Genomic DNA, 25,798 nt, shown 5'->3' with positions numbered 1-25,798 from the left:
CAGTAAAGTGAGCAGGCAAAGAAAAGGAGAAAACATCATGAGAAAATTAAGTTTTGTAATGCTTTTTCTGTTAGTCGTAATGACTGGATGTAGTAATTATGACACGTATATTGAAACAGGTATGCAATCATTGAAAAATGAAAAATATAGTGATGCGATTATGTGGTTTGAAAAAGCGGAAAAAGAGAAATCAGGAAATGAAGCGAAGGCATATAAAGAAGTCGCTCAGTTACTAGATCACGGTGCGACAGCATTAAAAGACGGTAAGTATTTAGAAACGAAAGATATTGCAAATGAAGTGTTACAAAAGAAAAAAGATGATGCACTTGAAAAAGCTGTGACATCAAATGCAGAGAATATGCTTCAAAAAGCAAAAGATGTGGAAGAGAAAGTAAATGAAAGAGTAGCGAAACGAAAAAAGGTAAATGAAGAAGGAATCGATAAATTAATTAAAGCTGTTGATAGTATAGATGATGTAAAAGAAAAAGAGAAAAAAGTTTCAGAAGCATTAGATAAGGCTGAAGAGGCACAAGCAAAAATTGAGGATAAGAAAAACAAATAGAGTTATAGTTTAAAAGGCTGTCGTGTATAACGACAGCCTTTTAATTTTTTTCTGCAAAAGAAGTAATGCTATGTAGTAAAAAAGAAATTATTTTAGAATTCCATCTGTCCTCATGATGAATGGTATAAATATTACGCTGAAATTCAAAATCAGGGATCGGTATATAGCATAGCTCATTTCGTTGTACTTCTTGCTCAATAGCAAGTTTTGAAATAAAGGCAACCCCATTACCATATTTTAAAATTCGTTTCATCGTTTCTAATGAATCTAGTTCAATTTCTGATTGGAATGTAATGTTATGTGCTAACGTCCATTGTGTAAGTAAATCTCTCGTTGTAGATGGGTTACGATGCAATAATATACGTTCTTTTTCGATATCTTGTAATGATACATTTGTTCTTTTAGAAAGATGATGTTCTTTGGAAAAGGCAAGAACAAGTGTATCAGGCATTACATTCATTTGTTTTAGAAGTGGTTCGTCAAACGGTGCCGCAGAAATTACCCCGAGATCAATTTCATGATTTTGTAGCATCGTTCGAATTTCAGGAGCTGTTTTTACTATGAGTGTTATTTTTATATTTGGAAATTCGCATTGAAATTGGTGAACAACTTCTGGTAAAAGATAAGTCGCTGGTACATAACTAGCACCAATTGTTATAGCGCCTTTATTAAAATCTTTAAACTCTTGTGTGACCCGCCTAGCTTCTTTCATAAGTGCATCTATTTTACAAGCATAATGATGCAACGCTTCACCAGCTTCTGTTAAGAAATACCTTCCGGAACGTAATTCAAATAAAGGCACACCAAGTTCCTCTTCTAAGCTTTTTATATGAAACGTAATAGTAGGTTGTTTAACGCCAAGTTTTTCTGCAACAATAGTAAGCTTTTTGTATTTCTTAATAAGCACTACAATTTCTAATTTTAAGAGATTCATGATAAGTTGGCCCCTTTTTCTTCTAACTATAGAAAAAATCTATAGAAATAAATAGTTTATTAGAGATTTTTTAATTTAATCTTTACAGTACATTAACATTCAGTATAAAACTTCCAGATAGAATGAAAGCAGGTTAAGAATGAGGGGAGAGAGGTGAAACGATGGATATTAAAATTCATGGATTAGAAAAGGCATTTGGGAAAACACAGGCGTTAAAGCCGTTACAAATTGTAATGAAAAAAGGGGAATTCACCACACTTTTAGGACCTTCAGGATGCGGGAAAACGACTTTACTTAGAATGATTGCAGGGCTTGAGGAACCGGATAAAGGTGAAATATATTTTGGAGATAAGTGCATGTATTCTTCTGCTAAAAAGATAAAAACATCTCCTCATGAGCGGAATATCGGCATGGTATTTCAAGATTTTGCTTTATGGCCGCATATGACTGTATTTGAAAATGTTGCATTTGGTTTAAGGGCTACAAAGCAAACGAATCACTTAAGAGAAAAGGTAGAAGATGCGATAAAGCGAGTTCGTTTGCAAGGTATGGAGAAAAGATATCCGCATGAACTCTCAGGTGGACAGCAGCAACGTGTCGCATTTGCTAGAGCAATTGTAACGAAACCTCATTTTATTTTGTTCGATGAACCGTTAAGTGCACTCGATGCAATTTTGCGAGAAGAAATGCGATTAGAACTTATGGACATCGTTCATTCAATTGGTTTAACGGCATTGTATGTAACACATGATCAAACAGAAGCTATGTCAATGTCAGACCAAATTATTGTCATGAAGCAGGGTGAAGTATTACAAAAAGGAACACCAGAAGACATTTATGTGAAACCGTCTCATGAATTTGTTGCAAAATTTGTTGGTACGGCAAATTGGCTTGTAGAGGGGAAAAAAATGATTCGTCCAGAGCATGTGAGCTGGACAAAAAATGACTTATGCGAAATGTATACAGGTGAAGTTCAGCACGTTACATATGTAGGAGAACGTTATGAAGTGAAAGTAAACATGGGGACACTCGGTGTATGGACAGCTTATCACAATAGTAAGCTAAGCGTTGGTAAACCGGTATCGTTATATGTACCAAAAAAATGTATTCATCATATAGGGGGAGAATCGTATGAAGAAATTCAGTTCGCTTAAGTCTTTATTTGTATGTACTTTACTATTTTCTGCTGTAGTAACAGGTTGTAGCTCAAAGACAGGCAGTGTAGATGCAAAAAATAAAAACGCCAATGAAAAGAAAATTGTTGTATATAGTGCAGGACCAAAAGGATTAGCAGAAAAAATCCAAAAGGACTTTGAAAAGAAAACAGGGATAAAAGTAGAAATGTTTCAAGGAACAACAGGTAAGATTTTAGCAAGAATGGAGGCTGAAAAGAAAAATCCAGTCGTTGACGTTGTCGTACTTGCTTCTTTACCAGCGATGGAAGGATTAAAAAAAGATGGGCAAACGTTAGCTTATAAAGAAGCAAAACAAGCTGATAAGCTTCGTTCTGAATGGTCGGATGATAAAGGACATTATTTTGGATATAGTGCTTCAGCATTAGGAATTGTGTATAACACAAAAAATGTGAAGACAGCACCTGAAGATTGGAGCGATATAACGAAAGGAGAATGGAAAGGGAAAGTGAATCTTCCAGATCCAGCACTTTCAGGTTCAGCTTTAGACTTTGTAACAGGATATGTGAAAAAGAATGGACAAGATGGATGGAATTTATTTGAACAGCTTAAGAAAAATGAAGTTACAGTAGCTGGGGCAAACCAAGAAGCGTTAGACCCAGTTGTAACAGGTGCGAAAGATATGGTAATTGCGGGTGTTGACTATATGACGTACAGTGCAAAAGCAAAGGGTGAACCGGTTGATATCGTATATCCAAAAAGCGGAACAGTCATTAGTCCACGTGCAGCAGGCATTATGAAGGATAGTAAAAATGTAGAAGGTGCAAAAGAGTTTATTGATTATTTATTATCAGATGATGTGCAAAAACAAGTTTCTAAAGCGTATTTGTTGCCCGGTAGAAAAGATATAAAAGCTGAAAATAGACCGAATGTAGAAGAGATTCCAGTATTAAATATTGATTGGAAAACAGTTGAGAAAGAACAAGATGAAATAGCAAAACAATTTAAGAAAGTATTTCAATAAGATGGTGATTACATGGTAAATCGATTCGTATCAGTAAGACAAGTTGGAATGACAGTAGCGTTGTTACTTGTGGCGATGTTAATCGTCATTCCGCTTTTTCTCATTTTATTTTCTAGTGTATATGAAAATAGCAGTTGGAATTTTTTAAAGCCTTTTGAAGTCATGCAGAGTGGTGGATTAGCTGGGATTTTTCTAAATTCGATGCTTCTAGGTGTACTCGTTGTAATAGGAGCTACAATATTTGCGTTTCCATTGGCGTTCATTATGAGCAAAACAGATGTAGGAAAGTATAGTAAGTTAGATATTGTTTTTATGATCCCATTTATGACCCCGCCCTATATCGGATCGATGGGCTGGATTTTGTTCATGCAACCTAACGGTTATTTTGAACAATTTTTTCCGGCTTTAAAGCCGATTTCATCATCGTTTTTTAGTTTAGGCGGTATGGTTTTAATTATGAGTCTGCATTTATTCCCATTCCTTTACTTCATGTTGAAAAACACGTTACTTCAGATTGGGAGTAGTAAAGAAGAAGCTGCAGCAGTTCATGGTGGAAGTTTTTTCTATCGTTTAAGAAAAATAATACTACCGTTATTGTTATCAAGTTATGTAATGGGTGCTTTACTCATTTTCGTAAAGACGATTGCTGAATTTGGAACACCAGCTACATTCGGACGTAGAATAGGATTCCATGTGTTAACATCTGAGATTCATAAATTTATCTCTAGTTGGCCGATTGATTTTGGCAGTGCCACAGCATTATCTTCTTTATTACTTAGTGCGTGTATGCTCATTTGGTATATGCAAAATGTATTGAATCGAAAGTATACATATGCAATGGTTAGTGGAAAAGGTGTGAAATCTAAAAGGTATACTTTGTCTATATTTGCGCGCGTTATAGCATGGGTTTATGTAATTGGCTTACTAATAGTAGCAATTGGAATCCCATACTTTTCTATACTTATTGCTTCTTTGTCGAAGTTAAGAGGCGGTGGCTTACATTTTAATAACTTTACAACAAGCCATTATGAAGCATTATTTACAATTGGTTCTCCGGGATTAGAAGCTTTATGGAACAGTTTTCTTTTTTCACTCGTAACGGCGATTGTTGCTGTAATTATTGGCGTATTTTTGGCGCTTATGATTCGAAAGGGGAAAAAGTCCTCTGAAAAATGGCTTGATATGTGCGGCATGTTACCGAATATGGTACCAGGAATAGTGATGGTTGTAGGGCTTATTTTATTTTGGAATTCACCCTATATGCCTATGTCAATTTACAATACACCAGTCATGGTTATCGTAACGTATGTTGTTCTCTTTTTACCTTATACGGTGCAGTATGTAAAAGCATCGCTCGGACAAATTGATGATTCTCTTGTACAGGCAGGAAGTATTTTTTCCGGGAATTATATTTATATTTTTAGAAAAATAATATTGCCGCTTATTATTCCAGGAATTCTTGCTGGATGGGCGATGACATTTACGATTTCGATAAGAGAGTTAGTAGCATCGCTTCTCGTACTACCTCCATCAGTAGAAACGTCAGCAACGTTTATTTTTGCTCAATTTGAACAAGGAGAAGTATCTATAGGAATGGCAATGGCTGTTGTTTCTGTTGGGCTTACAACAATGTGCTTATTACTTCTGCAACATATGGAACAAAAACGAAAAGGAGTAGCATGATGAGGATGGAAGTATGGGGAGGAGCGGGAGAATACGGTCGTTCCTGCTATTTTGTAAAAAGTAAAGAGACAAAAATAGTATTTGATTGTGGTATTAATCGATCATATGAGGATAGTTATCCAAAAATAGAAAGAGAAGTTGTTCCATTTTTGGATGCAGTATTTTTATCACATATTCATGAAGACCATACGATGGGTTTACCTTTATTGACGAAGTATGGATATAAGAAAAAAATTTGGACGACTCGTTATACGAAGGAGCAACTTCCAGCTTATTTTGAAAAATGGGGAAACTACAATCTTTCAAAAGGGTGGAATTTACCTTATAACGATCAAAATATTAAAGATTTAAATTATGTATGTATTGATGAGATTAGTAATCCAAATGAATGGATACAGATTACACCGACGTTGAGGTTTCAATGGGGGTATAGTGGGCATGTATTAGGAGCTGTTTGGTTTTTAGTGGATATGTGTAATACGTACGTATTTTATTCTGGTGATTATTCAGCAGAATCTAATATACTACGAGCTAATTTACCTGAAAATTTGCGAAGCGATATAAAAATTGCAATTGTAGATGCCGCTTATCACACTGATGATGTTTCACAAAAGGAACGAGTAGACGAATTATGTGCAGAAATTGAACGAGTTGCTCAAAATAAAGGAACAGTATTACTACCACTGCCCTCACTTGGTAGGGCGCAAGATATAGTATTTTATTTATATGAACGATATAAAGAACTTCCAATTATAGTAGATAAAGAAATTTTGGCTGGATTTGAAGAGATGTTCATATATAAAGATTGGTTAAAAAATAAAGAAAAACTTGAACGGGTTGTGGAGGTTTTAAAAAGAAACATAATAGTTATGGATAATGACATTTGTATGCAAAATAGTTACGGAATAGTTGTAATGAGTGATGCGAATATGCAAACGAAACGAGCACAGTTGTATTATGAACAACTTCGGCATGAAGAACGAAATTCGATTATCTTTACTGGACATATTGCTAAAGGAAGTTTTGCAGAAAAAGTTTTGAAGGAACGTGTAGGTAAAGAATGTAGGGTGAAGCGAGTTCCATATAAAGTTCATCAAAGTATAAGTGACGTTAAGGAAATGTTAAATACACTATTACCAGAACATACGGTGTTAGTACATGCTTTGAAAGAGGATACGGATCGATTGCAGGAAAAGCTTAGCATAGCAGGATATGAAAATGTGTATTCACTTGCAATGGAATGTGTAGAAGTCATATAAAATGTAAAGGAGATTGGTATATGAAAAAAGTATTTGTATTCGTAAGTATTTTCTTTTGTTGTTTCCTTTATAACGTTAAGGAAAGTTTTGCTGCTAGTCCAATGAAACCTAGCTTTGAAGTGAAGTTATTATTAAAGCCAGAACAAGTATTAGGTTATAACAAAGAGATGAAGCAAGAGGTACTAGAACATTTCCAGGCTGGTACAAATTATGAAAGAATACAAGTGGAATTTTTAGATACGGCGAATAAAAGTTTAAGTAATGAAGGTTGGTTTGCGAGGATCCGAAAGAAAGAATTTAGTAAAGATTTTGAGCTAACATATAAAAAGAGATACCCGATTCAAAATGGTATGATTCAAGATGCATTAGAAGTAGCTAAGAAGGATGGATTTGATAGTAAAACTGATAACTATGAGGCAGAAATAGATTGGGGATTTGAGAAGAAAACATTAAGTATTTCAAATAAGAAAAGTTATAGTGCTAAAGGATATGGGATACTTGATTTACCAAATGAACAAGCTGCTCGAAATATGTTAATAGAAAAGTTACCAGGAAAAATGAACAAATGGTTGTATACGAATTGGGGAGAAGAGATGCTGAAGGATTCTCACATTTATGGTCCTGTATTAATGAAACGGTATACAGGTGAATTTGAAAATATTAAAACGAATATTGAAGTTTGGCCACTAAGTAATACCGGGAAAATAGAAGATGACTTCGTAATAGAAGTGTCGTTTAAAACAAATGAGGAAAGTATCGCGACAAAACAAAGAGAATTATTAATGGCGAGTATAGAGAAAAAAGGATGGTTGTTACCGAAAGATAGTTTGAAGACAGAGCTTATTTTTCAGTAAATAGGAAAGAAGGAATCCATGGCACATGGATTCCTTCTTCTAATATATGAGTATTAAGCTAAATCAGCTGACACGAACATATCATTATTTTGAAGGTTTTTAGAGCGTAAACTATAAGCAACTACCTTCTTTTTATGTTGTTTTACTACATCAACATGCTCTTCATGACTATAAATATAAAATGTAAAATCTTTTTTGCCACGTTTTGCATTGATAATTAAAGGAGTGCCTTCATTGTGTGGTGGTGCATAATAGCGATCTAAAAATAATCCTTCGTTAAAATCATGAATAATTTTGGATTTCTTTTCGCCTTCTAAGTTATTTCCATTGATTGTAACAGTCACATTCTCTTCTTCAAGTTGTGGATGTGTTTCGTACTTGCTAATAATGGATTCAATAGCAGAGTTAGGAAGGCTAGAAACAATAATTTTAAATGCTCCAAATACAACTAACATTACAATAAACCAAGTCGTCATAGTATTTCATCCCCTTTATCCCACAGTAACGGTCCGTAAAATCCTGGTTGGTGCGGGCTAATAATCAGTGTGGGATATATACCCCGTACTGACTAAAATTTCACTTTATCCTATTTAACAATATAACTCATGTGGCAATAGTACATATGGTGAAGTTTTGTATAATTTGTGAAAAATATTCCATTTTTACGAACGAAATATTAGAAAAATCAATTTTGTTACAAAAAGTTGAAATCGAAGTATTTTAAAAGAAAAAGGTTTATAATAAAAATATAACTAATAACAACATTACTAATTATAAGGAAGTGTAACTATGAGTACTGTAACAATCGTATATGGTATTATTCTTTCTACAATTATTGTTTTATTTATTGTCGGGGTATCGCGTTATATTCATAAGTGGAAAGAAGGAGTTGCGAAATTAAATCACATTGAAGAAGAACTTAGTGATTTAATGTTACATCATGGTAAGTAAAAAGTTTATTTTTTAACTAAATAATGTGAAAAAAATCACAAAACATGCTCTCATCATGAAGGCATGTTTTTTTGTTATGTTGTTAATAGGCACATTTATAAAATTTCCCCATACGATACAGTGTAAAATCAGAAATGTTCGGAGCGGGAAAGAGGGATTGAATGAGTAATTCAGGTTATGTTACAGATAATAAAAATTTAAAGAAAAGCTCAGGAACGCCAAATCTTTTCTTTGATTCGAGAAAAAATGTCTTTTTTAAAAGAGATGAGAAAAACGTTGCATATGAAGTTACCTCAACGCAGTTACCTGCGTTGATAGGAGGGGCGTTTGTTGATTTATTTATGACGAAAGGGCATATGCGGGAACCACATTGGCATCCGAATGCGTGGGAATTAGATGTTGTTGTATCAGGAGAAGCAGTTACATCCATTTTAAATCCCGAAACGAATCAATTGCAAAATTATCATGTGAAAGCGGGGCAAACTGTCTTTATTCCAATGGGATGGTGGCATTGGATTACAGCGGTAACAGAAGAAGTACAATTACATTTGTTCTTTAATAACGATCAGTTTGAAACAGCAGAGGGATCAGACATACTTAGATTAACACCGCCAGAAGTATTTCAAGCTGCATACGGTGTAAGTGCAGAAAAATTAGGAAAGGACCTTTCGCCAATTAAGGAGTCAGTTGTAATTGGTCCTCCTAACTCAAATCGACTAAATAGAGTTAAAGAAAGTGACGACTCAAATATAGTTGTTACGTTAAATGGACAAATAACATCATGTGAAATAGAGTAACTCTTTCTTTTTTTAGGAAGAGTTACTCTGTTTTGTATAATTTTGTATTTTTATTCGTTATAATTATTATATAGAAGGGAATTTATAGAGGGGGCATATTGTGAACATATTAAAGATTATAGGAATTGTTGCAGGAGTCATTATAGTAGCCGTTATAGCTTTCTTTTTTATTATGAAGTACTATTTGTCAAAAGAAGATCCTGATTACGTATTAAAGTACATAAAAGAACATAAAGGTGATGAAACATGTTCATTACTTATTAGAAAAAACGGTGAAGTAGTAACATCTATAAATGAAAATAAAAAATTGCCATTAGCGAGTACGGCAAAAATCGTCATAGCAGTTGAATTTGCTAAGCAAGTGTCAGAAGGAAAAATAAGTCGAGATGAACAAATTTCATTGCAGGATTTAGAAAAATATTATGTTAAAAACACTGATGGTGGAGCGCATCCTGACTGGTTAGAAGATTCAAAAGTGAGAGAGTTAGTGCAAAATGGACAGATTGCTTTAGAAGAAGTGGCTAAAGGGATGATTCATTATAGTTCTAATGCGAATACAACATATTTGTTAGATAAGCTTGGAATAGAAAGAGTAAATGATAGTTTAAAAGAGTTAGAACTTACTAGTCATGACAAGTTCTCTTCGTATACTGCTTCACTATATATGAGAGGGTATGTAGAAAAAGAGCTTAATGAGCCAGAAAATCAATCGTTAGAAATGATACGTAACATGTCTAATGATGAATATAATAAACACGTGTTACAAATACATGAATGGATGAAAGATGAAAGTGAATGGAAGAAACGTGATATACCATTAAAAATAGATATGGAATTCCAGCGTATTTGGTCAGATCGATTAGTGAGTGCAAATGCTAAAGATTATTTGAGTTTAATGGAAAAGATAAATAGTAGAAATTATTTTCCAAAATCAATGCAAGATGAAATTGATAATGTTTTTAAAGGAACAGTTGAAAATAGTAAGTTGGAATATGCTGGTCAAAAAGGTGGTTCTACCGCATTCGTATTGACAAAAAGTTTGTATACTACAGATAAGAAAGGGAATAAGGTAGAAGTTGTAATTATGTTTAACGATATAGAAGATCAAGTTGCATATCAAAAGCTGAGAAATAATATAGATTATTTTATTCAAGATGCTATAACAGATGAAGAATTCAGAAGAAAGTTATAATGGAATAATTTTATTATGTAAACAAAAGAGCGCTTTTTAAAAGGCGCTCTTTTCTATTCATGATACAGGATTTCCTATTTACTGCATGGAATATAGATTGAAACTAAGAAAGGAAGTTGAATAATGACTACAGTATATTTCGTTCGCCACGCTCACTCTACATATACAAAGGAAGAAAGGGAACGTCCCTTATCTGAAGGAGGAGAGATTGATGCAGGTAATGTAACAAGTTTGTTAAAGGATAAAAACATTGATGTTGTTATTTCTAGCCCGTATAAAAGGGCGATTCAAACCGTGCAAGGAATTGCGAATACATATAATTTATCAATACAACTGGAAGAAGATTTACGGGAAAGGTTATTAAGTAAAGAGCCAGTAACAGATTTTAATGATGCTATTCAGAAGGTATGGGAAGACTGGACTTTTGCATACGAAGGCGGAGAATCAAATGATGTAGCGCAAAGACGCGCTGTAATATGTATGCAAAGTATATTAAAAAAATATAAAGGTAAGAATATTGTAATAGGTACTCATGGGAATATTATGGTATTACTAATGAATTATTTTGATTCGAAATATGGTTTTCAGTTTTGGAAAACCCTTCATATGCCTGATGTGTATAAATTAACTTTTGATAATAATTGTTTCAGTTCTGCTGAAAGAATACAGTCTACAGATTATCAGATAAATAATTTGTAAAAGTTTATCAAAAAAAGAGGAAAGGGAGAAGGTATTGTAGAAGTATGACTTTGTAACATAAAAAATATTGGTTAAAGGAGGCTGTTTACATGTTTGAGAAAGAGAAAGAAGGGCTTATTGAAGTTCACAACGTATATGAAATCGCACCAGCAGATGGAGCAATTATAGGTATGGCAACGGAAGAAGAAATGGAGATTGCTGCTGAACTAGAGTTACAGTACTATGCCCATTCTCGTTTATTAGAAGCAAATATTCAGTTAGACGGTTCCTCCTATAAAGAGTTACTTCAGGAGTTCCAGGAGTACGAAAGAAAATCAATGAACTTTTGGAGAGCAATACATAAACGTTTAGCTGTGCCATGGGCATGGGTACTACGTATTGATGTTGCGAACGGTCCTATATATGTAAGCAATGGGAGTTCGTATTATGAAGAAGTCGATGATGAAGAAGACTATGAATAGATAAGTAAGGAAGCAGCTTTAGTTGCTTCCTTTTTTTATTTACAATAAGTGAATGGCTTCAATGATAGCATCTGGACGATCGTTTTCTATCCCGTGACTAGCATGTTCAGCCAAAATGTATTGGCTGTTTATTGAGAGATTTAATTGTTCACGAATAAGTTCTTGCCACATATCTTCAAGTTGTGTAGCTTCTTCTTTTGGCATACCACCCTCAATTAATTGAGCAATAGAATATTGAGGATCTCTACCGATAACAATTAATGGTATTTCTAATGTTTTATGTTGTTTTTTTATTGAGCGAGCACAATTTTTCCACTCGGACAGTTCAGAAGCTGTCGCTTTATATAAGGAAGGAGAGGTAGAAAATTTGATATGCTGTTTTGTTGTATTGACGAGCATAGATTTTAGTTCATTATAAAGTGCGTCTGCATCCATGTTGGAGTAAGTATAATATTTTTGTAGCCACATATCATCAGAATCAGTTTGATCAGAAACTGGTAAATGAAGCTCATCTAATCGGTGTAAGTTCATAGAAGTAGAATCAACTAAAAGAAGTGCTTGCAGCCTATCTTCATGTAACATTGCAAAATGTTGTGCACATAACCCTCCATAGGAATGGCCGATTAGAATGATTGGCTTGTGAATATGGAGTTTGTTTAGTAACATATGTAGTTCCTTTGTAACTTGCCTTGCTGTACGTGGAGTATTTCCTAGCTCACTTTTTCCGTAACCTGGGCGATGGTATGAAACAACTGTAAAGTGTTGTGAAAGCTCTTCTATAATAGGGAGCCAATCATAAAATGAGCAACTCATTCCTGTTTGAATGACTACAGTTTGTTTACTGTTACCTCTTATATATACTTCTACAGTTTGTCCAAATATCTCTATTGATCTATTAATAGTAATTCCCCCTAAGCTTGAAATACTTTTTGGCAAGTAAAGACGATACACCAGGCACATATGCCGAAGAGTATAGATGTACTAAGTGAAAAGGAGTTCTTTAAACCGATATAAACAATAAATAATAGTAGTGCGGATGCAGGAAATCCATATAATACGCCTAAAGCGAATTGACTTAATTCTTGTTTACTCCCACCTTCGAAAGAAATCCAAAATAGGCTTAGTAAACTAACGAGTGGAAGGGCAGCGATAAAGCCGCCTATCGTACTATAATGTTTAGCGACTTCAGTAATAACGCCGATAATAAGTGCCGAAACGATTACTTTAACGAGGAAATGCATATTTTGCCTCCTTCGCTAATAACGAAAAGGCTTTTTCAATTAATTGTTGTTCTTCTTTTGATAACTGTGATTCTAATATTTTTATCTTTTCTTTATCTAGTAAAGTATGCTTTTCTAATACTTCAATGCCTTCTTTCGTTAAAGTAAGGTTTACAACCCTTTCATCGTGTTTGTTTCTTTCTTTTATAATAAATCCTTTTTGAATAAGGCGCTTTACGTGTTCAGATGCTGTGTTATGAGAGAGACTAAGCTCAGTAGCAACTTTTCCAATTGTTATATCTTTCTCACGAGAAACGATTTGTAAAATACGAATAGCTTGGTGAGAAAGGTTGTCTTCATATTCATATCGTAAGTGATAATAAATACTTTCCCAATGTTGATTAATGTCTTTCATAATGATAAATCCTCCTATTTTTATATCGTATAGTAAGATATATTCGTTGATTAAGAAGTAAAATCCTTTTATTTTCATTAAAAATGTTGAAAAAGTTTATTTTTATTGAAATATAAGGTAATCTATGTGTAAAGGTATACATTTAGCAAGAGAGAGGATGATAGCTGTGAATACATTTAAATGGATTAGTCATGAAAAGATGTATGTAGATCAAATACATGTTGAAAAATGTGGTCCTCTTTCAGTCGGCGTATATGGAGGAAATCAAGAGAGTGATGCATATGAAAGAGGAGATGCAGTGCTAGCTTGGTGGGATCCGAAATTAGAATTTGAATTTGTTATGATTTTTGATACACATCATAAAACGAAAAATATACATTATATAATAGAAGCGATTTCAGAAAGAGAAGAAAAACTAAAAGAGTTATTTTCATACCCAATCCATTTAGCATTTCATCATACACATATGTATTTATTAGCGTTATTTACAGATGAGATCTTTATCGAGAAATGTGACCAAGATGATGAGGAACTTGCATGTTTAATTTGTTTACGAAAAGGTGAGTTCTTATATTGGCTATCAGTTGGTGATTGCTTCGCGTATTTATTCCATTCAGAGCAAACGAAAAATGGAAAAGGTAGGCTAAATAAGCGTAAGAACTATGAGTATATAGGAAGAAAAAATGTTTTTGCAGCGAATACACCTTGTTTTACATCAGGGGTAAGGGGATTAGAAAAAGGTCAGAATCACATTGTAATGGCAACGGATGGTATTTTAGAGTGTGATAAACTAAAGTTTGATGATGATCAATCTTTAGTAGAAATATTACACGACGGATCTTGTTTACAGATTGAGCCTGTATTAACAAATGTACTTCAGTGGAAAGGTAGAGATTGTGCCACTATTATTGGATGGTCCATCGATACTGAAAATAGACAATGTGCCAATTAATAAATGAAAGAGAGTTCAAGGGTTTTTGTCCTTGAACTCTTTTTTGTTAAGCAATATGAATATGATACGTTTTTAACCATTCATTTACTTGTAGCATATACTCCATAGCACTTCTTGCTTCAAAATTGGTAATCTCTTTGTTACTTTGATCAGCAATTGCAAGTAATATGGAATGGTTAATGAGTGAGAAAACAGGATTGTTTTTATTACTGCACATATCAAGCGTTAAATTGCGGATTGTTTGTAAATAGTGTGGATCCTGTGAAGTAGGGTAAGCGCTTTTTCTTCTATTTCGCACATCATCAGGTAAAGCTGGTTTCAGCGCTCTACGTAAAATTCCCTTTTCGATATTATCAATACTTTTAATATTGAAAGGAACGTTCCATAAATATTCAACTAATCTATAATCGCAAAACGGTACACGAACTTCAAATCCTACAGCCATACTCATACGGTCTTTACGGTCGAGTAAGAACGGAAGGAATCGTGTTAAAAATAAATAAAACATTTGACGTTGTTTCGCTTCTTTTTTACTTTCACCTTCAAGAGTAGGTACTTCAAGAGCAGCCTCATGGAATCGTTTATTAATGTACTGCTCAGGATTACATTGAGTTGTTACGTCGTTTAATAATAGAGAAGATGTGTTTTTCCAGTTTGTTAACCACGGAAACTTATCTACATATAATAGTTCTTCTTGATGAAACCAAGGATATCCCCCGAATACTTCATCAGCAGATTCTCCAGATAAAGCTACGGTTGCATCTTTTTTCATTTCGCAAAATAGTAAATAAAGTGAAGTTTCCATTTCACCAGCACTGGGTAAATCTTTCGCGTGAAGGGGAACGAATAAGTGATTTGCTAACTCTTCAGCATTCACAATAATGTCATGATGCGATGTCCCTACATGTTCAGAAACACGTTTTACCCAAGGAGCATCTAGACCAGTTCGAGCAAATGTCAGTTCGAAATCTTTCGCGCTATTTAAAAAGTCGATTGAATATGTGTGAAGTGTTTTGTGTTCCTCTCTAAATTCTTTACCTGCCAGTGCAGTAATACCACTAGAATCTAATCCGCCTGATAACATACAAACGAGAGGAACATCGGCAATTAATTGTCTTTTTACTGTATCTTGTAAAATAGATAAAATATGTGATGATGTATCTTCAGTAGAATCTGTATGAATCTTACTTTCTAAATTCCAATACTTCTTAACTACTTTTTTATCACGTGTGAATGTTATAGAATGTCCAGCACGAACTTCTTGAATATGTTTAAAGACGCCACATCCTGGAGTTCGAAATAAGCCTAATCCAAATATTTCATTTATGCCGTCCGCATCAATTTCAGCAGGAACAGATGGATGAGCTAATAATGCTTTTATTTCAGATCCGAAAATAATACTGTCATTTCTTTCTGTATAAAAGAGTGGCTTTACGCCTAAATGATCACGTGCTAAAAACAGTTGTTGCTTCTGATCATCCCATAAGGCGAAAGCGAAAATTCCGTTTAAATGTTGTACGCAGTCTTCTTTCCATTCTAAATAAGCATGTAGTAACACTTCTGTATCTGAATGAGTTTCAAATGCATGCCCACATTTTTGAAGCTGTTCTCTCAGCTCACGAAAATTATAAATTTCTCCATTATAAGTAAGAGCATACGTATAATCACCGGCATGGAATGTTTTTGGCTGCGTCCCGCCTTCTGGGTCAATAACAATTAAACGTCGGTGTGCAAAAGCCGCATGAGGTGAAAACCAAAATCCTTCAGCATCAGGACCGCGATGCTGAATACTATTCGCCATCTTTTCTAAAATAACATGTTCATTTGAAAGATCTTTCTTCCAATCTACCCAACCTGTAATTCCACACATACAAATCTCATCTCCTAATTTAAAATTATAAAAGTAGATTAATTAAATGAAATATACACCAGGTTAAATAGTGTCTGCATAAATAGTGTACTACACTAATTGAATTACAGACTTGAGAAAATTTTCTTCAAGCTTATATTTATATGAGACAATGGCTAAGGAAAAGTATTCCATTACATACAAAAAATAAAAAAGATGAGAGAAAAAAATTTCCAAAACGTTATATAGGGTGTAAAAGCTTTTACAAAAAAATAAGGGGAATCGCTACATGAAATCAAATGAGAAAAATTTTATAAAAAGATTACAGCGGCAAAAAGAAGATGCGCTAGAATTTGTTGTCGATACATACTTACCACTCATAAAAGGAATCACGCACAAAGTACTTCTTCCAGTTCAAAATGATGGATTGATAGAGGAATGTGTAAATGATATATTTCTTTCCATTTGGAATAACGCAAATAAGTTTCATGGAGAGCCGAGTGATTTTAAAAAATGGATTGCAGCGATTGCAAAGTTTAAGGCGATTGATTATTACCGGAAAGCGACTAGAACAGTAGAAATTATTTCAGATGAGTTTCATATTAGTACAGAAAAATCGGCAGAAGATGAATTAATCGTTATGGAAGATAGGGAAGAGTTATTGAAGCTTATTAATCAATTAGAACCGTTAGATCAAAAGGTGTTCGTTATGAAATATCTTCTCGGTATGAAGACAGAGGAAATCGGTGACAAGTTAGGATTAACCAGGGCGGCGATCGATAATCGTGTGTACCGGGGAAAAAAGAAACTACAACAAAATGCTACGAATATTAGTTTTGGAGGTAGTGCAATATGAAAGACATTTATGAACTATTAAATGATATTGATATAGATGAAAAAGAACTTGAGGAAATTGAGGCTTCTGAAATTGAAAAAGAAAAAGTAAAACGCATTGTAAAACAATCGATACGTACGAAGAAAAAGATGAAAAGTTGGAAAAAAGGTGTTGCTGCTGCATCTATTTTAGTAGGATTATCAGTTGCAACGCTTGGTATTGGGTTCCCTACATATGCCGGGGGATTGCCAATTGTAGGTGACATATTCCGATTTTTAGATAATGGTAGAACAGGGGTACATGAAAATTATAAAGAGTTTTCGACTGAATTGAATATGACGAAAGAGAGTAATGGGGTTAAAGTTACAATTAATGATGCTGTGTTCGATGGTAGAACAATTACAATCACATATTCTATTGAAAGCGAAAAAGATTTAGGAGAGAAACCGTTCCCATTTGGAAGTCCGCAAGTGATGGGCTTTAATGGTGGAGGAGGTAGTTCGGACGTGACAAAAGTTGGAGAGGGAAAATATGTAGGTATGACTACGATGAGTGGTCATGGTAGTGAAAGGTTAGATGTTGCAAATGTTTGGTGGGATATAGAGGCAATAAATATGTATGAGGAAAAGAAATCTATAAAAGGGAATTGGAATTTTGCCCTTACTGTTAAGGGAATGGATAGTAAAGAAATTAAGCTTCAAGGAATTTCTGAAAAAGAAGGAATAAAAGTAAACATAGATAAAATGGAAGTAACCCCGATGTCCTTTATCGTTTTTTACAATCAGGAAGAATCTAAGGCATTACGAAGTATATGGGATAGCGCTGATGTGGAATTAGAAATAAAAGATGATTTAGGAAATAAATATGCAGGTGAAGGAAATGGCGGAACTAGTACAGTAGCAGAGCCACATAAAAGTAGTTGGAGTGCTACATTCCAAAAGCTGAACGAAAATGCAACAAAGCTTATCGTTACACCTCGTGTGCACTTGCGAGTTCATACACCTGAAAATCATGGTGGAGTGGAATATGTGAATGGAAAAGAGAAGAAAATTGAAGTGCCGAAAAAAGAAGCGAAGAGTAAAGATATTGTTCTAGATGATATTGTAATTGATTTAAAGAAATAAAAGAGAGACTGCCTAAAAACATTAGGCAGTCTCTTTTTCGTTAAGAACTAGTAACGAGCAATGCATGCGGATGCTGCGTTTTATATTCCTCTTTCCATGTAATGTTTAGTTGTTCCCACGTTTCACCGCTATCAGTGGATTGAAAGATGCCATTGTTATTTAAAGTGTAAAACGTATGTGGTTCGGCTGGATTTGTAGCAAACATCGAAATGACTGTACCAATTGCAGATGGTAGACCTTGCTGTACTTGGTGGAACGGAGTCTCTTTCGTTTTACGATAAATATAAGATTCATAAGGAATACGGTGATGAGCTAAATCAGCACTCGGTGCGGCAGAAACGAGAATTGTATCGCAATCAGCTGGATCGATAGCCATACTGTATAAATAATGATGCTCAAGTCCGTCACTACATGAGATCCAGCTGTTTCCACTGTTATAACTTTCAAGATATGCGCGATCAGGTCCACCCATAAATCCGTCACCACATGATGCATAAAGGCGATTTGGGGCTTCAGGGTGCATGAGTAATTGATGAGCATCGATAGGAGCACCGAATTTTTTATCAATCCATGTATGCCCTTTATCATTACTTTGAATAACAGCACCAGCTTCGATTGAAACATGGAGTGTATTTGGATTGTTTGGATCAACTGTAATCCAGCGTACGTGATGGGTAAAAGGTCTAGGCGGAAAAGCCCACGTATAGGAAGATAATAATGATTTCATATTTTTAAGTTCAGTCCACGTTTCACCACCATTTTCTGAACGGAATAAAGCACTCGGTTCTGTGCCGACATAAACGACGCCGTAGCCGTTAACTTGTTCATTTGAGCTTATCGTTATAGAAGTAATAGAAGAGTGTAAAATACCATCCTCTTTAGGGAAATCAAAGTAACGATATGAATCTCCAATTGGTCTCCATGAATCCCCGCCATCGTCACTTAGCCATAAACCTCGTCCAAATGTGCCGCAATATACACGATTTGTTTGGAATGGATCAACCACAATACAGGTAGGTTGCATATTTTGTAAATGATATGTGGTTTCATAGTTACCATATTGTTCTTTTACTACAACAAGTTCACGCTCCATGCAGAGAAATAGTCGTTTCAAGTTTGTAACCCCCTTAAAAATTCTTTCATTAGTAAACAATATGAAAATAAAAAAGAAGTAGTCTTGTTTTTAGTTGAGAAAAAGGACTTGTTTGAAAAGTAGCGAAGTTTGTATACAGAGTAAGCGGGATAAAGTGAAACTTTAATCAGTGGGGTATTGTTCATCTTCTACGGATTAGTAGCATTCACTATCGGGCGTTAATGGGGGATAAAGATAGGGAATGTGTTTCATACTAACATGCAGATATTGCACTTAAAGGAGCATTTGTATGGGACACTCACATGATCACGGTCATTCAAAAAATAAAAAAGCGTTATTAATTGCCTTCTTATTAACAACAAGCTTTATGATTGCTGAAGTTATTGGCGGATTTGTGACAAATAGCTTAGCACTATTGTCTGACGCAGGGCATATGTTAAGTGATGCAGTATCCTTAGCTTTAAGTTTACTTGCGTTCAAGCTTGGGGAAAAAACGGCAACGGCCGCGAAAACGTATGGGTATAAGCGAGTCGAAATGTTAGCGGCATTATGTAATGGTGTCGTTCTTATTGTCATTTCAGTATATATTTTTATTGAAGCAATTCGTCGTTTTAAGGAACCAGTTGAAATCGCTAGTAATGGAATGCTCATTATTGCTGTGCTTGGTCTGCTTATTAATATTGTATCAGCTTGGATATTAATGAGAGGCGGAGATGTGAAAGGTAATTTAAATTTAAGAAGTGCGTTCTTACATGTACTAGGCGATTTATTAGGTTCAGTTGGAGCGATTATTGCTGCGTTACTTATTAAATTTTTTGGATGGACTGCTGCAGATGCGGTTGCTAGTATTCTTGTGTCTATTTTAGTCATTATAAGTGGATGGCGTGTAACACGTGATACAGTTCATATATTAATGGAAGGTGCACCGCAGCACATAGATGCTGAAGAGGTGAAAAATACATTATTAAATATTACTATTGTAAAAGAAGTTCATGATTTACATATATGGTCTGTAACATCAGATTTTCAAGTATTAACTTGCCATCTTATTATCGAAGGTAATGAAACGCAAAGCGTATTGAAAGAAGCAACGGATGTATTAAAGGGGAAATTTCATGTAGAACATGTCACCATTCAAGTTGAAATAGAAGGTGAATTTAACCATAATGAGACAACTTGCAAAGTATGAAAGAAAAAGGGGATGAAAAAGTGTCATAACATTTTTCGCGTGGCATACATATATATAATGTGGCCACAAATACTTTGTAAGGTAAATATTTCATAAGATTACTTTACTTATTAAGGATCATCTTTTATAATCAAAAGTGGTAATTGATAGAGATTATCATTTTCAATGATCGTAGAAAGGAGTTTTTTAAAAGATGAGTAGTCAACTCCGTTTTGCTGTTGAAAATCGTAAGAGACATTTAATTGATGAGTTAATTGGAGTAGGGGTGTTTAAGATTCGCGACCGACAATTATACGAGCTGTCTTTAGAGGAATTGGAAAAAGAGTACGAGCATATTGAAGATTACGCAAATATTCAGGCATAGCATATAGATTATTAAAGAAGGAGCTGGTTACACTTTTGTGTAACCAGCTTTATTATTTCATAGAAATTATTTTTTGTATTTCTTTCATTGGACGGAGCCAGTTTTGAGACATCATTTGTTCCATTCGTTTTTCATCCTGTTTTTGTAGTGCTTGAATTATAGAGTGATGTTCTTTAATAGATTGACTTGCAGGCACGAAGTTTTGGAAAAATAAATATTCAAGGCGTAAAATGTGAAGTTGCATATTTTCTAGAAAAGGTTCAATATATCGGTTTTTAGCAATAGAAGTAATTGTATTGTGAAATCGTATATCTAGTTCTAAAGCTTTTTTTGAATCTTTTTCATGTATAGATTGTTGAAAAGCATCATTTATCTCGGAAAGTAGTTTAATATCAGCGTCTGTAACTTTTTGAAGTGCTTGCTTTCCTATAATTGAGTGAAGACCAGCTATCGTCTCATAAATGATAGATACGTCGTCTAACTTAATAGGCGCGATTTTCGTTTTTTGCCCAGGTACCATTTCAACTAATCCAGAAAGCTCTAAAATTTGTAAAGCTTCTCTAACAGGTGTTCTGCTTACTCCTAGTGCTTCTGCCAATTCCCCATCATTTATTTTTTCATCAGGTCGTAAAACACCTTCTATAATCCAATCTTGCAGTTGATTTAAAACGAGTGACTTTGCTGAAACTCTTCCTGGTTTTTTATAATTTTGAGGGACAGGCATAGTGAATTCAATCCTTTCATTGTATATGTTTCTTTTTCGTATTAACAAGCTTTAATTTTGGTTTTCCTTTATCCGGTTTTTGGCTTAATATGAGCACCATTACAATTACACAAAAAGCACCTAATAACTGAAAAGATTGAAACGGTACGTGCAAAATAAGCACAGAAGAAATAATAGCTGCGAGTGGTTCTGTACAGCCAAATAATGTTGTTTCTTTAGGCGTAAGGTATCTTATGCTATCTAAGTATAAATAAAATGCGATGAGTGTCCCGAAAATGACGACAAATGTAATGAGCGGGAGGGTACTTAGTTTTACATATTTCATAGTTGATAATAAAATGAATTCGTTTGTGGAAATAAAGTGTAAAATCGTTACGCCAATCCCCCCAATGATCATCCCCCATCCAACGATAACGGATGAAGACCACTTTTCTAACAATTCTTTTGAATACAAACTATAAAATGCAAGAGATAGTCCAGATAAAACGCCCCAAATGATAGCAGGTGTAGATACAGCTAAGTTATGAACAGAACCGTTTGTTAATAGGAGAAAAGTCCCTACTAATGAGAGGGTAATTGAAATATAATCAATTTTTGATGGACGAACGCTCCATTTGAAAAGTAAGTATACAGTGATAAATATAGGGGCTAAATATTGTAACAAAGTTGCAACAGCAGCGTTTCCTTCTTTAATAGAAGCGAAGTACGTGTACTGTACAGCAAGCATGCCTAAAAGACCGAACAAAATTATCTTATTTGCATCATACTTTTTTAAAAATTCCAAATATTTCTTTTTTGTTCGCTCCGAATGATGACATAATGAGCAAAATAGCACCAGATATAAGCAAACGGATTGTAACTAACCATTCAGTAGAAACGTTTTCATATTGAAAAAGTTGTTGCGCAGCTGTTCCGGACAATCCCCATAAACAAGCACCGATTATGACCATTATAATTCCTTTTAATCGATTTGGATCCATAAAATATATAGTCCTCCTTTCAAAAAAAATATATTAGATACAATATGCAATATATCACGAAATGGAGTATTAATAAACTGAAATTTCTAATTAAAAATAAAATTGTTTAGTAAGAACGATCATCTTTTTTGTGTATAGTAAAATATCGTAGGGGGGAGTTATATGCTAGCAGGATTTTTGGTTTGTTTATTTGTTGGATTACTTATCATTTTTTTAGGGTATCAAATACATGTGAAAAAGAGATTGTTTTTGTTGGCAGGCTATCAGGAAGAAACGTTTGTTGGAGATAAAAATAAATTAGCGAAGCTTTCAGGTGTGTTTTCCTATATAGTCGGAGTTGCTACTATACTATTACCGTTTGGCTTAGAAAAAATAGGTGATGTAGTTGGTATCGTATATGCTATCTTAATTGTTTTAGGTACAATTGTGTTTCTTATTAAAGCAAATATGTTAAATAAGAGTACTACAAAGTGAAAAAGGCTCCATGCTACGGAAGCCTTTTTATTATGAAGTGAAAGTAAAAGCCGGAATAGGATCAACAAATGTATTTCAATCTTGTTTCATTTCTTTTTCTGTTAATAGAACGATTCATATCGATGCCGATAAATACAAGTTCAGTTATTTGATCTCCATATAGTTCATCCAAGTTTTTCAATGCTTCTGGTTCTAAGGAATGCTATTTCCACTTGTGAAAATAAGTAAAGTAGAGAAGATTAAGAAGCCAGCAAATCCATATGTATATGAAGAATTACCCCAATAAGAATGGGTAATTCTTCATCTTTTTATGAAATATAATCATAATCACGACGCCAAAAAAATAAAGATAAGAGTAATTTGGTTTGTTAAAAATATGTGTATAAGGAGATACGCGATGAACTGGGTTACTCATAAACCATCGTTTGAATTTGAAAATTTTAGTCCTATTATTCGGTCACAATCTGCGTGGAGTGGGCATTTAGATTTCGCATATGATTTAGTAAGATTTGAAGAACCAGCAACTTTAGTTGAGTTAGGTACGCATTTAGGTGCTTCCTTTTTTAGTTTTTGCCAGGGGGTAAAAGATGGTGGGTTAGCCACAAAATGTTTTGCTGTAGATACTTGGGCTGGAGATGGGCATACAGGTCCATATGGAGAAGGGGTTTTTCAAATAGTAGAAAAAGTGGTGAGGGATAACTACCTGAATATAGGGAATTTAATTCGGTCTACTTTTGATGATGCTCTGGATGAGTTTCAAGATGAAACGATAAATCTTTTGCATATTGATGGCTTTCATACGTATGAAGCTGTTTCTCATGATTATAAAACATGGTTACCTAAAGTTGCGAAAAATGGTATTGTATTATTTCATGATATTGAAGTTAAAAACGGTGATTTCGGTGTGTATAAGTTTTGGGATGAGGTCAAGGTGAAATACCCTCATTTTCAGTTTGGGCATTCATATGGACTCGGAGTTTTATTTCCGAAAGGTTGTAGCGATAAGTTTTCGGAAATACTTAAAAATAAAGAAGAGATACAAAATATGTATAAATAAAAGAGGGGCATGCATCGATTAAATGATGTGTGCTCTTTTTTTATGTGGAAATATATTATTACATATGAGGTGAAAGCGGTAGTAAAAAGTTTTGTTGAGGCAAATATTAAAAAGGTTATTATGGGTTAATAATTAGTGGGATGGATAAAACCCTCATTGATTAAAGTTTTATTTCATTAGGTGTTTTTATCTAAATAAATAAAAATACAACATTTTTTATATTTTTCATTGCGAAAAGCGCAATCTACTTTTACAATAGAAAGGGTTGTGAATATATTATACTGAAAAAATAAATCGAAATAATATGAAAATTTTGTTTTGTCTTCGCTAATTGTATACTACATACACGTAAGACTACATACATCATGTTATCGACTTGTAAGGAGAGAAAAAAATGAAAAGTGTAAGATTACCATCGATGCTAGAAATTATTATTCTTTTATGCCTATTTCTTGCTGTCGTCTTTTCCTTCCAAACGATTTTTGATCTCCCAATTCAATTAGCGCTATTTATTTCATGGTTTTTAGTTATTGCGCTTGGATTAAGATTAGGATTTCGTTATCAAGAATTGCAAGATGCAATTACGAAAGGGATTTCTAATGGATTAGAAGCAATTCTTATTTTAGTTGCAGTTGGGGCTTTAATTGGAACGTGGATTGCTGGTGGGGTTGTACCTACATTAATTTATTATGGATTAGAATTCATTCACCCTAGCATATTCTTATTGGCAACTTTAATTATTTGTTCAATCACTTCTATCGCGACAGGAACATCATGGGGAACAGTTGGAACTGCAGGTATTGCTATGATGGCGATAGGTGAAGGGCTTGGATTACCACTTCCGCTTGTTGCGGGGGCAGTCCTTTCAGGAGCTTATTTCGGAGACAAATTATCACCACTTTCTGATAGCACAGTTCTTGCAGCTTCTATGGCGAAAGTAGATGTTATTGCTCACGTTCGAGCTATGCTCGTCTTAGACGTTCCAGCTTATATTATTACCAGCATTATGTTTACTGTTGCTGGATGGATGTATGGCGGGGATAATGTAGATTTAAATAGAGTTGAGTTTTTAAAAGAATCTTTATTAAAGCACTTTGATATTAAAATATGGATGCTTGTTCCAGCGGTAATTGTTATTGTGCTATTGGCGATGAAGAAACCATCTATGCCAACAATTGCTATGGGAGCTTTAATTGGTGCAATTTGGGCAACACTTTTCCAAGGAATGAACTTTGGAGAGGCAATTGGAACAGCATATAACGGATTCTCAATTCAATCTGGTGTCGAGTTTGTCGATAAGTTATTAAATCGTGGTGGAATTAATGGTATGCTTGGTTCAGTAGCCGTTATTATTTTCGGCTTAGGTTTTGGTGGATTACTTGAAAAGCTAGGTGTTCTAAAGGTAATCGTATCGAAATTTGAGAAGAAATTAAATTCTGCAGGTAATGTAACATTGTCTACACTAATCGTTGCATTTTTAGCTAACATATTTGGTTGTGCGATGTACGTATCACTTATTTTAACACCAAAAATTATGGAAGAAAGCTATGATAAATTAAAAATAGATCGCCGCGTATTAGCACGTAACTCAGAAGTAGGTGGAACTTTGACTTCTGGTATGGTTCCATGGTCTGATAATGGTATTTTTATGGCTGGTATTTTAGGTGTATCAACATTATCATACGTTCCATTTATGTGGCTAAGCTTCGTATCACTCATTTTAGCAGTTATTTATGGATATACAGGCAAGTTCATTTGGTATGTAGATGATGCAGATAAAGGAAAGCAAGCATCATAAAATAAAAAATCACCTTCTACAATATGTGAACTGTACCCCGAATCATGGACACTTAAAAAAAGCCCCATGATTCGGGGTTTTTGTGTATTTTTATCAAAAAACCTCGTTATAATGGAACCAACGATAGAAATGAGGTACGGAGAATGGGTAAAATTATTTTTAACGAAATTCAAAT

The 25,798-nt window shown here is 34.3% G+C and carries 28 protein-coding genes and 2 pseudogenes; 20 read left to right on the top strand and 10 right to left on the bottom strand.

Going from position 1 to position 25,798, the window contains the following annotated elements:
- Positions 1-37: 37 nt before the first annotated feature.
- Entirely contained in the window at positions 38-562 is a 525-nt protein-coding gene (locus AC1DKZ_RS05005) for a DUF4398 domain-containing protein (protein WP_002189094.1), read from the top strand.
- 40 nt (positions 563-602) lie between these two features.
- Here AC1DKZ_RS05005 and AC1DKZ_RS05000 read toward each other — a convergent pair whose 3' ends face one another.
- Positions 603-1,496 carry a LysR substrate-binding domain-containing protein gene (locus tag AC1DKZ_RS05000; RefSeq protein WP_476995735.1) on the bottom strand — a complete coding sequence of 298 codons (894 nt, stop codon included), beginning with the start codon at positions 1,494-1,496 and terminating at the stop codon, positions 603-605.
- 161 nt (positions 1,497-1,657) lie between these two features.
- Here AC1DKZ_RS05000 and AC1DKZ_RS04995 point away from each other — a divergent pair, with 161 nt between their 5' ends.
- From AC1DKZ_RS04995 to AC1DKZ_RS04975, 5 genes are read left to right on the top strand one after another with little or no spacing between them, the layout of a single operon-like run.
- A complete protein-coding gene (locus AC1DKZ_RS04995; RefSeq protein WP_476995734.1) occupies positions 1,658-2,650 on the top strand; it encodes an ABC transporter ATP-binding protein in 993 nt (330 codons plus the stop codon).
- Positions 2,628-3,653 carry an ABC transporter substrate-binding protein gene (locus tag AC1DKZ_RS04990; RefSeq protein ID WP_002086426.1) on the top strand — a complete coding sequence of 342 codons (1,026 nt, stop codon included), beginning with the start codon at positions 2,628-2,630 and terminating at the stop codon, positions 3,651-3,653. Before AC1DKZ_RS04995 ends, AC1DKZ_RS04990 begins: the two co-directional genes overlap by 23 nt.
- Positions 3,654-3,665: 12 nt before the next feature.
- Entirely contained in the window at positions 3,666-5,336 is a 1,671-nt protein-coding gene (locus AC1DKZ_RS04985) for an ABC transporter permease (protein WP_002031009.1), read from the top strand.
- Positions 5,333-6,595 (top strand): MBL fold metallo-hydrolase, encoded by a 1,263-nt coding sequence (locus tag AC1DKZ_RS04980; protein ID WP_476995733.1) that lies wholly within the window; start codon positions 5,333-5,335, stop codon positions 6,593-6,595. Before AC1DKZ_RS04985 ends, AC1DKZ_RS04980 begins: the two co-directional genes overlap by 4 nt.
- A 20-nt stretch (positions 6,596-6,615) precedes the next feature.
- On the top strand, positions 6,616-7,449 hold the full coding sequence (locus tag AC1DKZ_RS04975; RefSeq protein WP_476995732.1) for a hypothetical protein: 834 nt from the start codon (positions 6,616-6,618) through the stop codon (positions 7,447-7,449).
- Between the two features lie 53 nt (positions 7,450-7,502).
- Here AC1DKZ_RS04975 and AC1DKZ_RS04970 read toward each other — a convergent pair whose 3' ends face one another.
- Positions 7,503-7,925: a YfmQ family protein gene (locus tag AC1DKZ_RS04970; RefSeq protein ID WP_002011948.1), complete on the bottom strand. Its 423-nt coding sequence runs from the start codon at positions 7,923-7,925 to the stop codon at positions 7,503-7,505.
- 131 nt (positions 7,926-8,056) lie between these two features.
- Between AC1DKZ_RS04970 and AC1DKZ_RS04965 the strand changes: the two genes are divergently transcribed.
- The 6 genes from AC1DKZ_RS04965 (at position 8,057) to AC1DKZ_RS04940 (ending at position 11,549) form a co-directional block, all read left to right on the top strand.
- Positions 8,057-8,173: a multidrug transporter MatE gene (locus AC1DKZ_RS04965; RefSeq protein WP_080118797.1), complete on the top strand. Its 117-nt coding sequence runs from the start codon at positions 8,057-8,059 to the stop codon at positions 8,171-8,173.
- Between the two features lie 65 nt (positions 8,174-8,238).
- The gene (locus tag AC1DKZ_RS04960) at positions 8,239-8,400 is read left to right on the top strand and encodes a hypothetical protein (RefSeq protein ID WP_000109008.1); all 162 of its coding nucleotides are present in this window, start codon (positions 8,239-8,241) and stop codon (positions 8,398-8,400) included.
- 161 nt (positions 8,401-8,561) lie between these two features.
- Positions 8,562-9,197, top strand: a complete 636-nt coding sequence (locus tag AC1DKZ_RS04955) for a cupin domain-containing protein (RefSeq protein ID WP_429683642.1) — start codon at positions 8,562-8,564, stop codon at positions 9,195-9,197.
- Between the two features lie 100 nt (positions 9,198-9,297).
- Positions 9,298-10,389 carry a serine hydrolase gene (locus AC1DKZ_RS04950; protein ID WP_476995731.1) on the top strand — a complete coding sequence of 364 codons (1,092 nt, stop codon included), beginning with the start codon at positions 9,298-9,300 and terminating at the stop codon, positions 10,387-10,389.
- 123 nt (positions 10,390-10,512) lie between these two features.
- Positions 10,513-11,088: a histidine phosphatase family protein gene (locus AC1DKZ_RS04945; RefSeq protein ID WP_476995730.1), complete on the top strand. Its 576-nt coding sequence runs from the start codon at positions 10,513-10,515 to the stop codon at positions 11,086-11,088.
- An 89-nt stretch (positions 11,089-11,177) separates the two neighbouring features.
- Positions 11,178-11,549 (top strand): hypothetical protein, encoded by a 372-nt coding sequence (locus AC1DKZ_RS04940; RefSeq protein ID WP_000461762.1) that lies wholly within the window; start codon positions 11,178-11,180, stop codon positions 11,547-11,549.
- A 39-nt stretch (positions 11,550-11,588) separates the two neighbouring features.
- Here AC1DKZ_RS04940 and AC1DKZ_RS04935 read toward each other — a convergent pair whose 3' ends face one another.
- The 3 genes from AC1DKZ_RS04935 to AC1DKZ_RS04925 are packed head-to-tail and all read right to left on the bottom strand — an operon-like array spanning position 11,589 to position 13,184.
- Entirely contained in the window at positions 11,589-12,509 is a 921-nt protein-coding gene (locus AC1DKZ_RS04935) for an alpha/beta fold hydrolase (RefSeq protein ID WP_040963053.1), read from the bottom strand.
- Positions 12,461-12,790 carry a DUF3147 family protein gene (locus AC1DKZ_RS04930; protein WP_002086410.1) on the bottom strand — a complete coding sequence of 110 codons (330 nt, stop codon included), beginning with the start codon at positions 12,788-12,790 and terminating at the stop codon, positions 12,461-12,463. Before AC1DKZ_RS04930 ends, AC1DKZ_RS04935 begins: the two co-directional genes overlap by 49 nt.
- Complete coding sequence (locus AC1DKZ_RS04925) at positions 12,774-13,184, bottom strand: MarR family winged helix-turn-helix transcriptional regulator (RefSeq protein WP_002030991.1); 411 nt, start codon at positions 13,182-13,184, stop codon at positions 12,774-12,776. Before AC1DKZ_RS04925 ends, AC1DKZ_RS04930 begins: the two co-directional genes overlap by 17 nt.
- Positions 13,185-13,308: 124 nt before the next feature.
- On the opposite strand from AC1DKZ_RS04925, the gene AC1DKZ_RS04920 reads away from it, so the two are divergent.
- The gene (locus AC1DKZ_RS04920; RefSeq protein ID WP_476995729.1) at positions 13,309-14,136 is read left to right on the top strand and encodes a PP2C family serine/threonine-protein phosphatase; all 828 of its coding nucleotides are present in this window, start codon (positions 13,309-13,311) and stop codon (positions 14,134-14,136) included.
- A gap of 46 nt (positions 14,137-14,182) precedes the next feature.
- Here AC1DKZ_RS04920 and asnB read toward each other — a convergent pair whose 3' ends face one another.
- The gene (gene asnB, locus AC1DKZ_RS04915; RefSeq protein ID WP_476995728.1) at positions 14,183-16,006 is read right to left on the bottom strand and encodes an asparagine synthase (glutamine-hydrolyzing); all 1,824 of its coding nucleotides are present in this window, start codon (positions 16,004-16,006) and stop codon (positions 14,183-14,185) included.
- Between the two features lie 268 nt (positions 16,007-16,274).
- On the opposite strand from asnB, the gene AC1DKZ_RS04910 reads away from it, so the two are divergent.
- Positions 16,275-16,841 carry a sigma-70 family RNA polymerase sigma factor gene (locus AC1DKZ_RS04910; RefSeq protein ID WP_002086408.1) on the top strand — a complete coding sequence of 189 codons (567 nt, stop codon included), beginning with the start codon at positions 16,275-16,277 and terminating at the stop codon, positions 16,839-16,841.
- On the top strand, positions 16,838-17,944 hold the full coding sequence (locus AC1DKZ_RS04905) for a DUF4179 domain-containing protein (RefSeq protein ID WP_476995727.1): 1,107 nt from the start codon (positions 16,838-16,840) through the stop codon (positions 17,942-17,944). The genes AC1DKZ_RS04910 and AC1DKZ_RS04905 overlap by 4 nt, the downstream gene beginning before the upstream one ends.
- 40 nt (positions 17,945-17,984) lie before the next feature.
- On the opposite strand, the gene AC1DKZ_RS04900 is transcribed toward AC1DKZ_RS04905, so the two are convergent.
- Positions 17,985-19,058, bottom strand: a complete 1,074-nt coding sequence (locus AC1DKZ_RS04900; RefSeq protein WP_476995726.1) for a WD40/YVTN/BNR-like repeat-containing protein — start codon at positions 19,056-19,058, stop codon at positions 17,985-17,987.
- Between the two features lie 268 nt (positions 19,059-19,326).
- On the opposite strand from AC1DKZ_RS04900, the gene AC1DKZ_RS04895 reads away from it, so the two are divergent.
- Both AC1DKZ_RS04895 and fbpA read left to right on the top strand, forming a co-directional pair.
- On the top strand, positions 19,327-20,226 hold the full coding sequence (locus AC1DKZ_RS04895) for a cation diffusion facilitator family transporter (RefSeq protein WP_002012090.1): 900 nt from the start codon (positions 19,327-19,329) through the stop codon (positions 20,224-20,226).
- 193 nt (positions 20,227-20,419) lie between these two features.
- Positions 20,420-20,590 (top strand): Fur-regulated basic protein FbpA, encoded by a 171-nt coding sequence (gene fbpA, locus AC1DKZ_RS04890; RefSeq protein ID WP_476995725.1) that lies wholly within the window; start codon positions 20,420-20,422, stop codon positions 20,588-20,590.
- 52 nt (positions 20,591-20,642) lie between these two features.
- Here the strand turns inward: fbpA and AC1DKZ_RS04885 are convergent, their stop codons facing one another.
- Complete coding sequence (locus tag AC1DKZ_RS04885; protein ID WP_002030983.1) at positions 20,643-21,314, bottom strand: GntR family transcriptional regulator; 672 nt, start codon at positions 21,312-21,314, stop codon at positions 20,643-20,645.
- Between the two features lie 16 nt (positions 21,315-21,330).
- Positions 21,331-22,294 (bottom strand): annotated as a pseudogene (locus AC1DKZ_RS04880) (DMT family transporter).
- A 162-nt stretch (positions 22,295-22,456) separates the two neighbouring features.
- Between AC1DKZ_RS04880 and AC1DKZ_RS04875 the strand changes: the two are divergent.
- Positions 22,457-22,768, top strand: coding sequence for a DUF3784 domain-containing protein (locus AC1DKZ_RS04875; protein WP_002064702.1), 312 nt, complete (start codon positions 22,457-22,459; stop codon positions 22,766-22,768).
- A 75-nt stretch (positions 22,769-22,843) separates the two neighbouring features.
- Here the strand turns inward: AC1DKZ_RS04875 and AC1DKZ_RS04870 are convergent.
- Positions 22,844-22,961: pseudogene (locus AC1DKZ_RS04870) on the bottom strand (cobalamin biosynthesis protein); the annotation flags it as partial.
- A gap of 204 nt (positions 22,962-23,165) precedes the next feature.
- On the opposite strand from AC1DKZ_RS04870, the gene AC1DKZ_RS04865 reads away from it, so the two are divergent.
- The gene (locus AC1DKZ_RS04865) at positions 23,166-23,825 is read left to right on the top strand and encodes a class I SAM-dependent methyltransferase (RefSeq protein WP_476995724.1); all 660 of its coding nucleotides are present in this window, start codon (positions 23,166-23,168) and stop codon (positions 23,823-23,825) included.
- A gap of 394 nt (positions 23,826-24,219) precedes the next feature.
- Positions 24,220-25,623, top strand: coding sequence for a Na+/H+ antiporter NhaC (gene nhaC / locus AC1DKZ_RS04860; protein WP_002135474.1), 1,404 nt, complete (start codon positions 24,220-24,222; stop codon positions 25,621-25,623).
- Positions 25,624-25,798 lie beyond the last annotated feature (175 nt).

It is taken from the genome of Bacillus sp. 05T21 (genome assembly GCF_056396785.1).
This window is presented reverse-complemented; position numbering and strand designations above follow the sequence as displayed.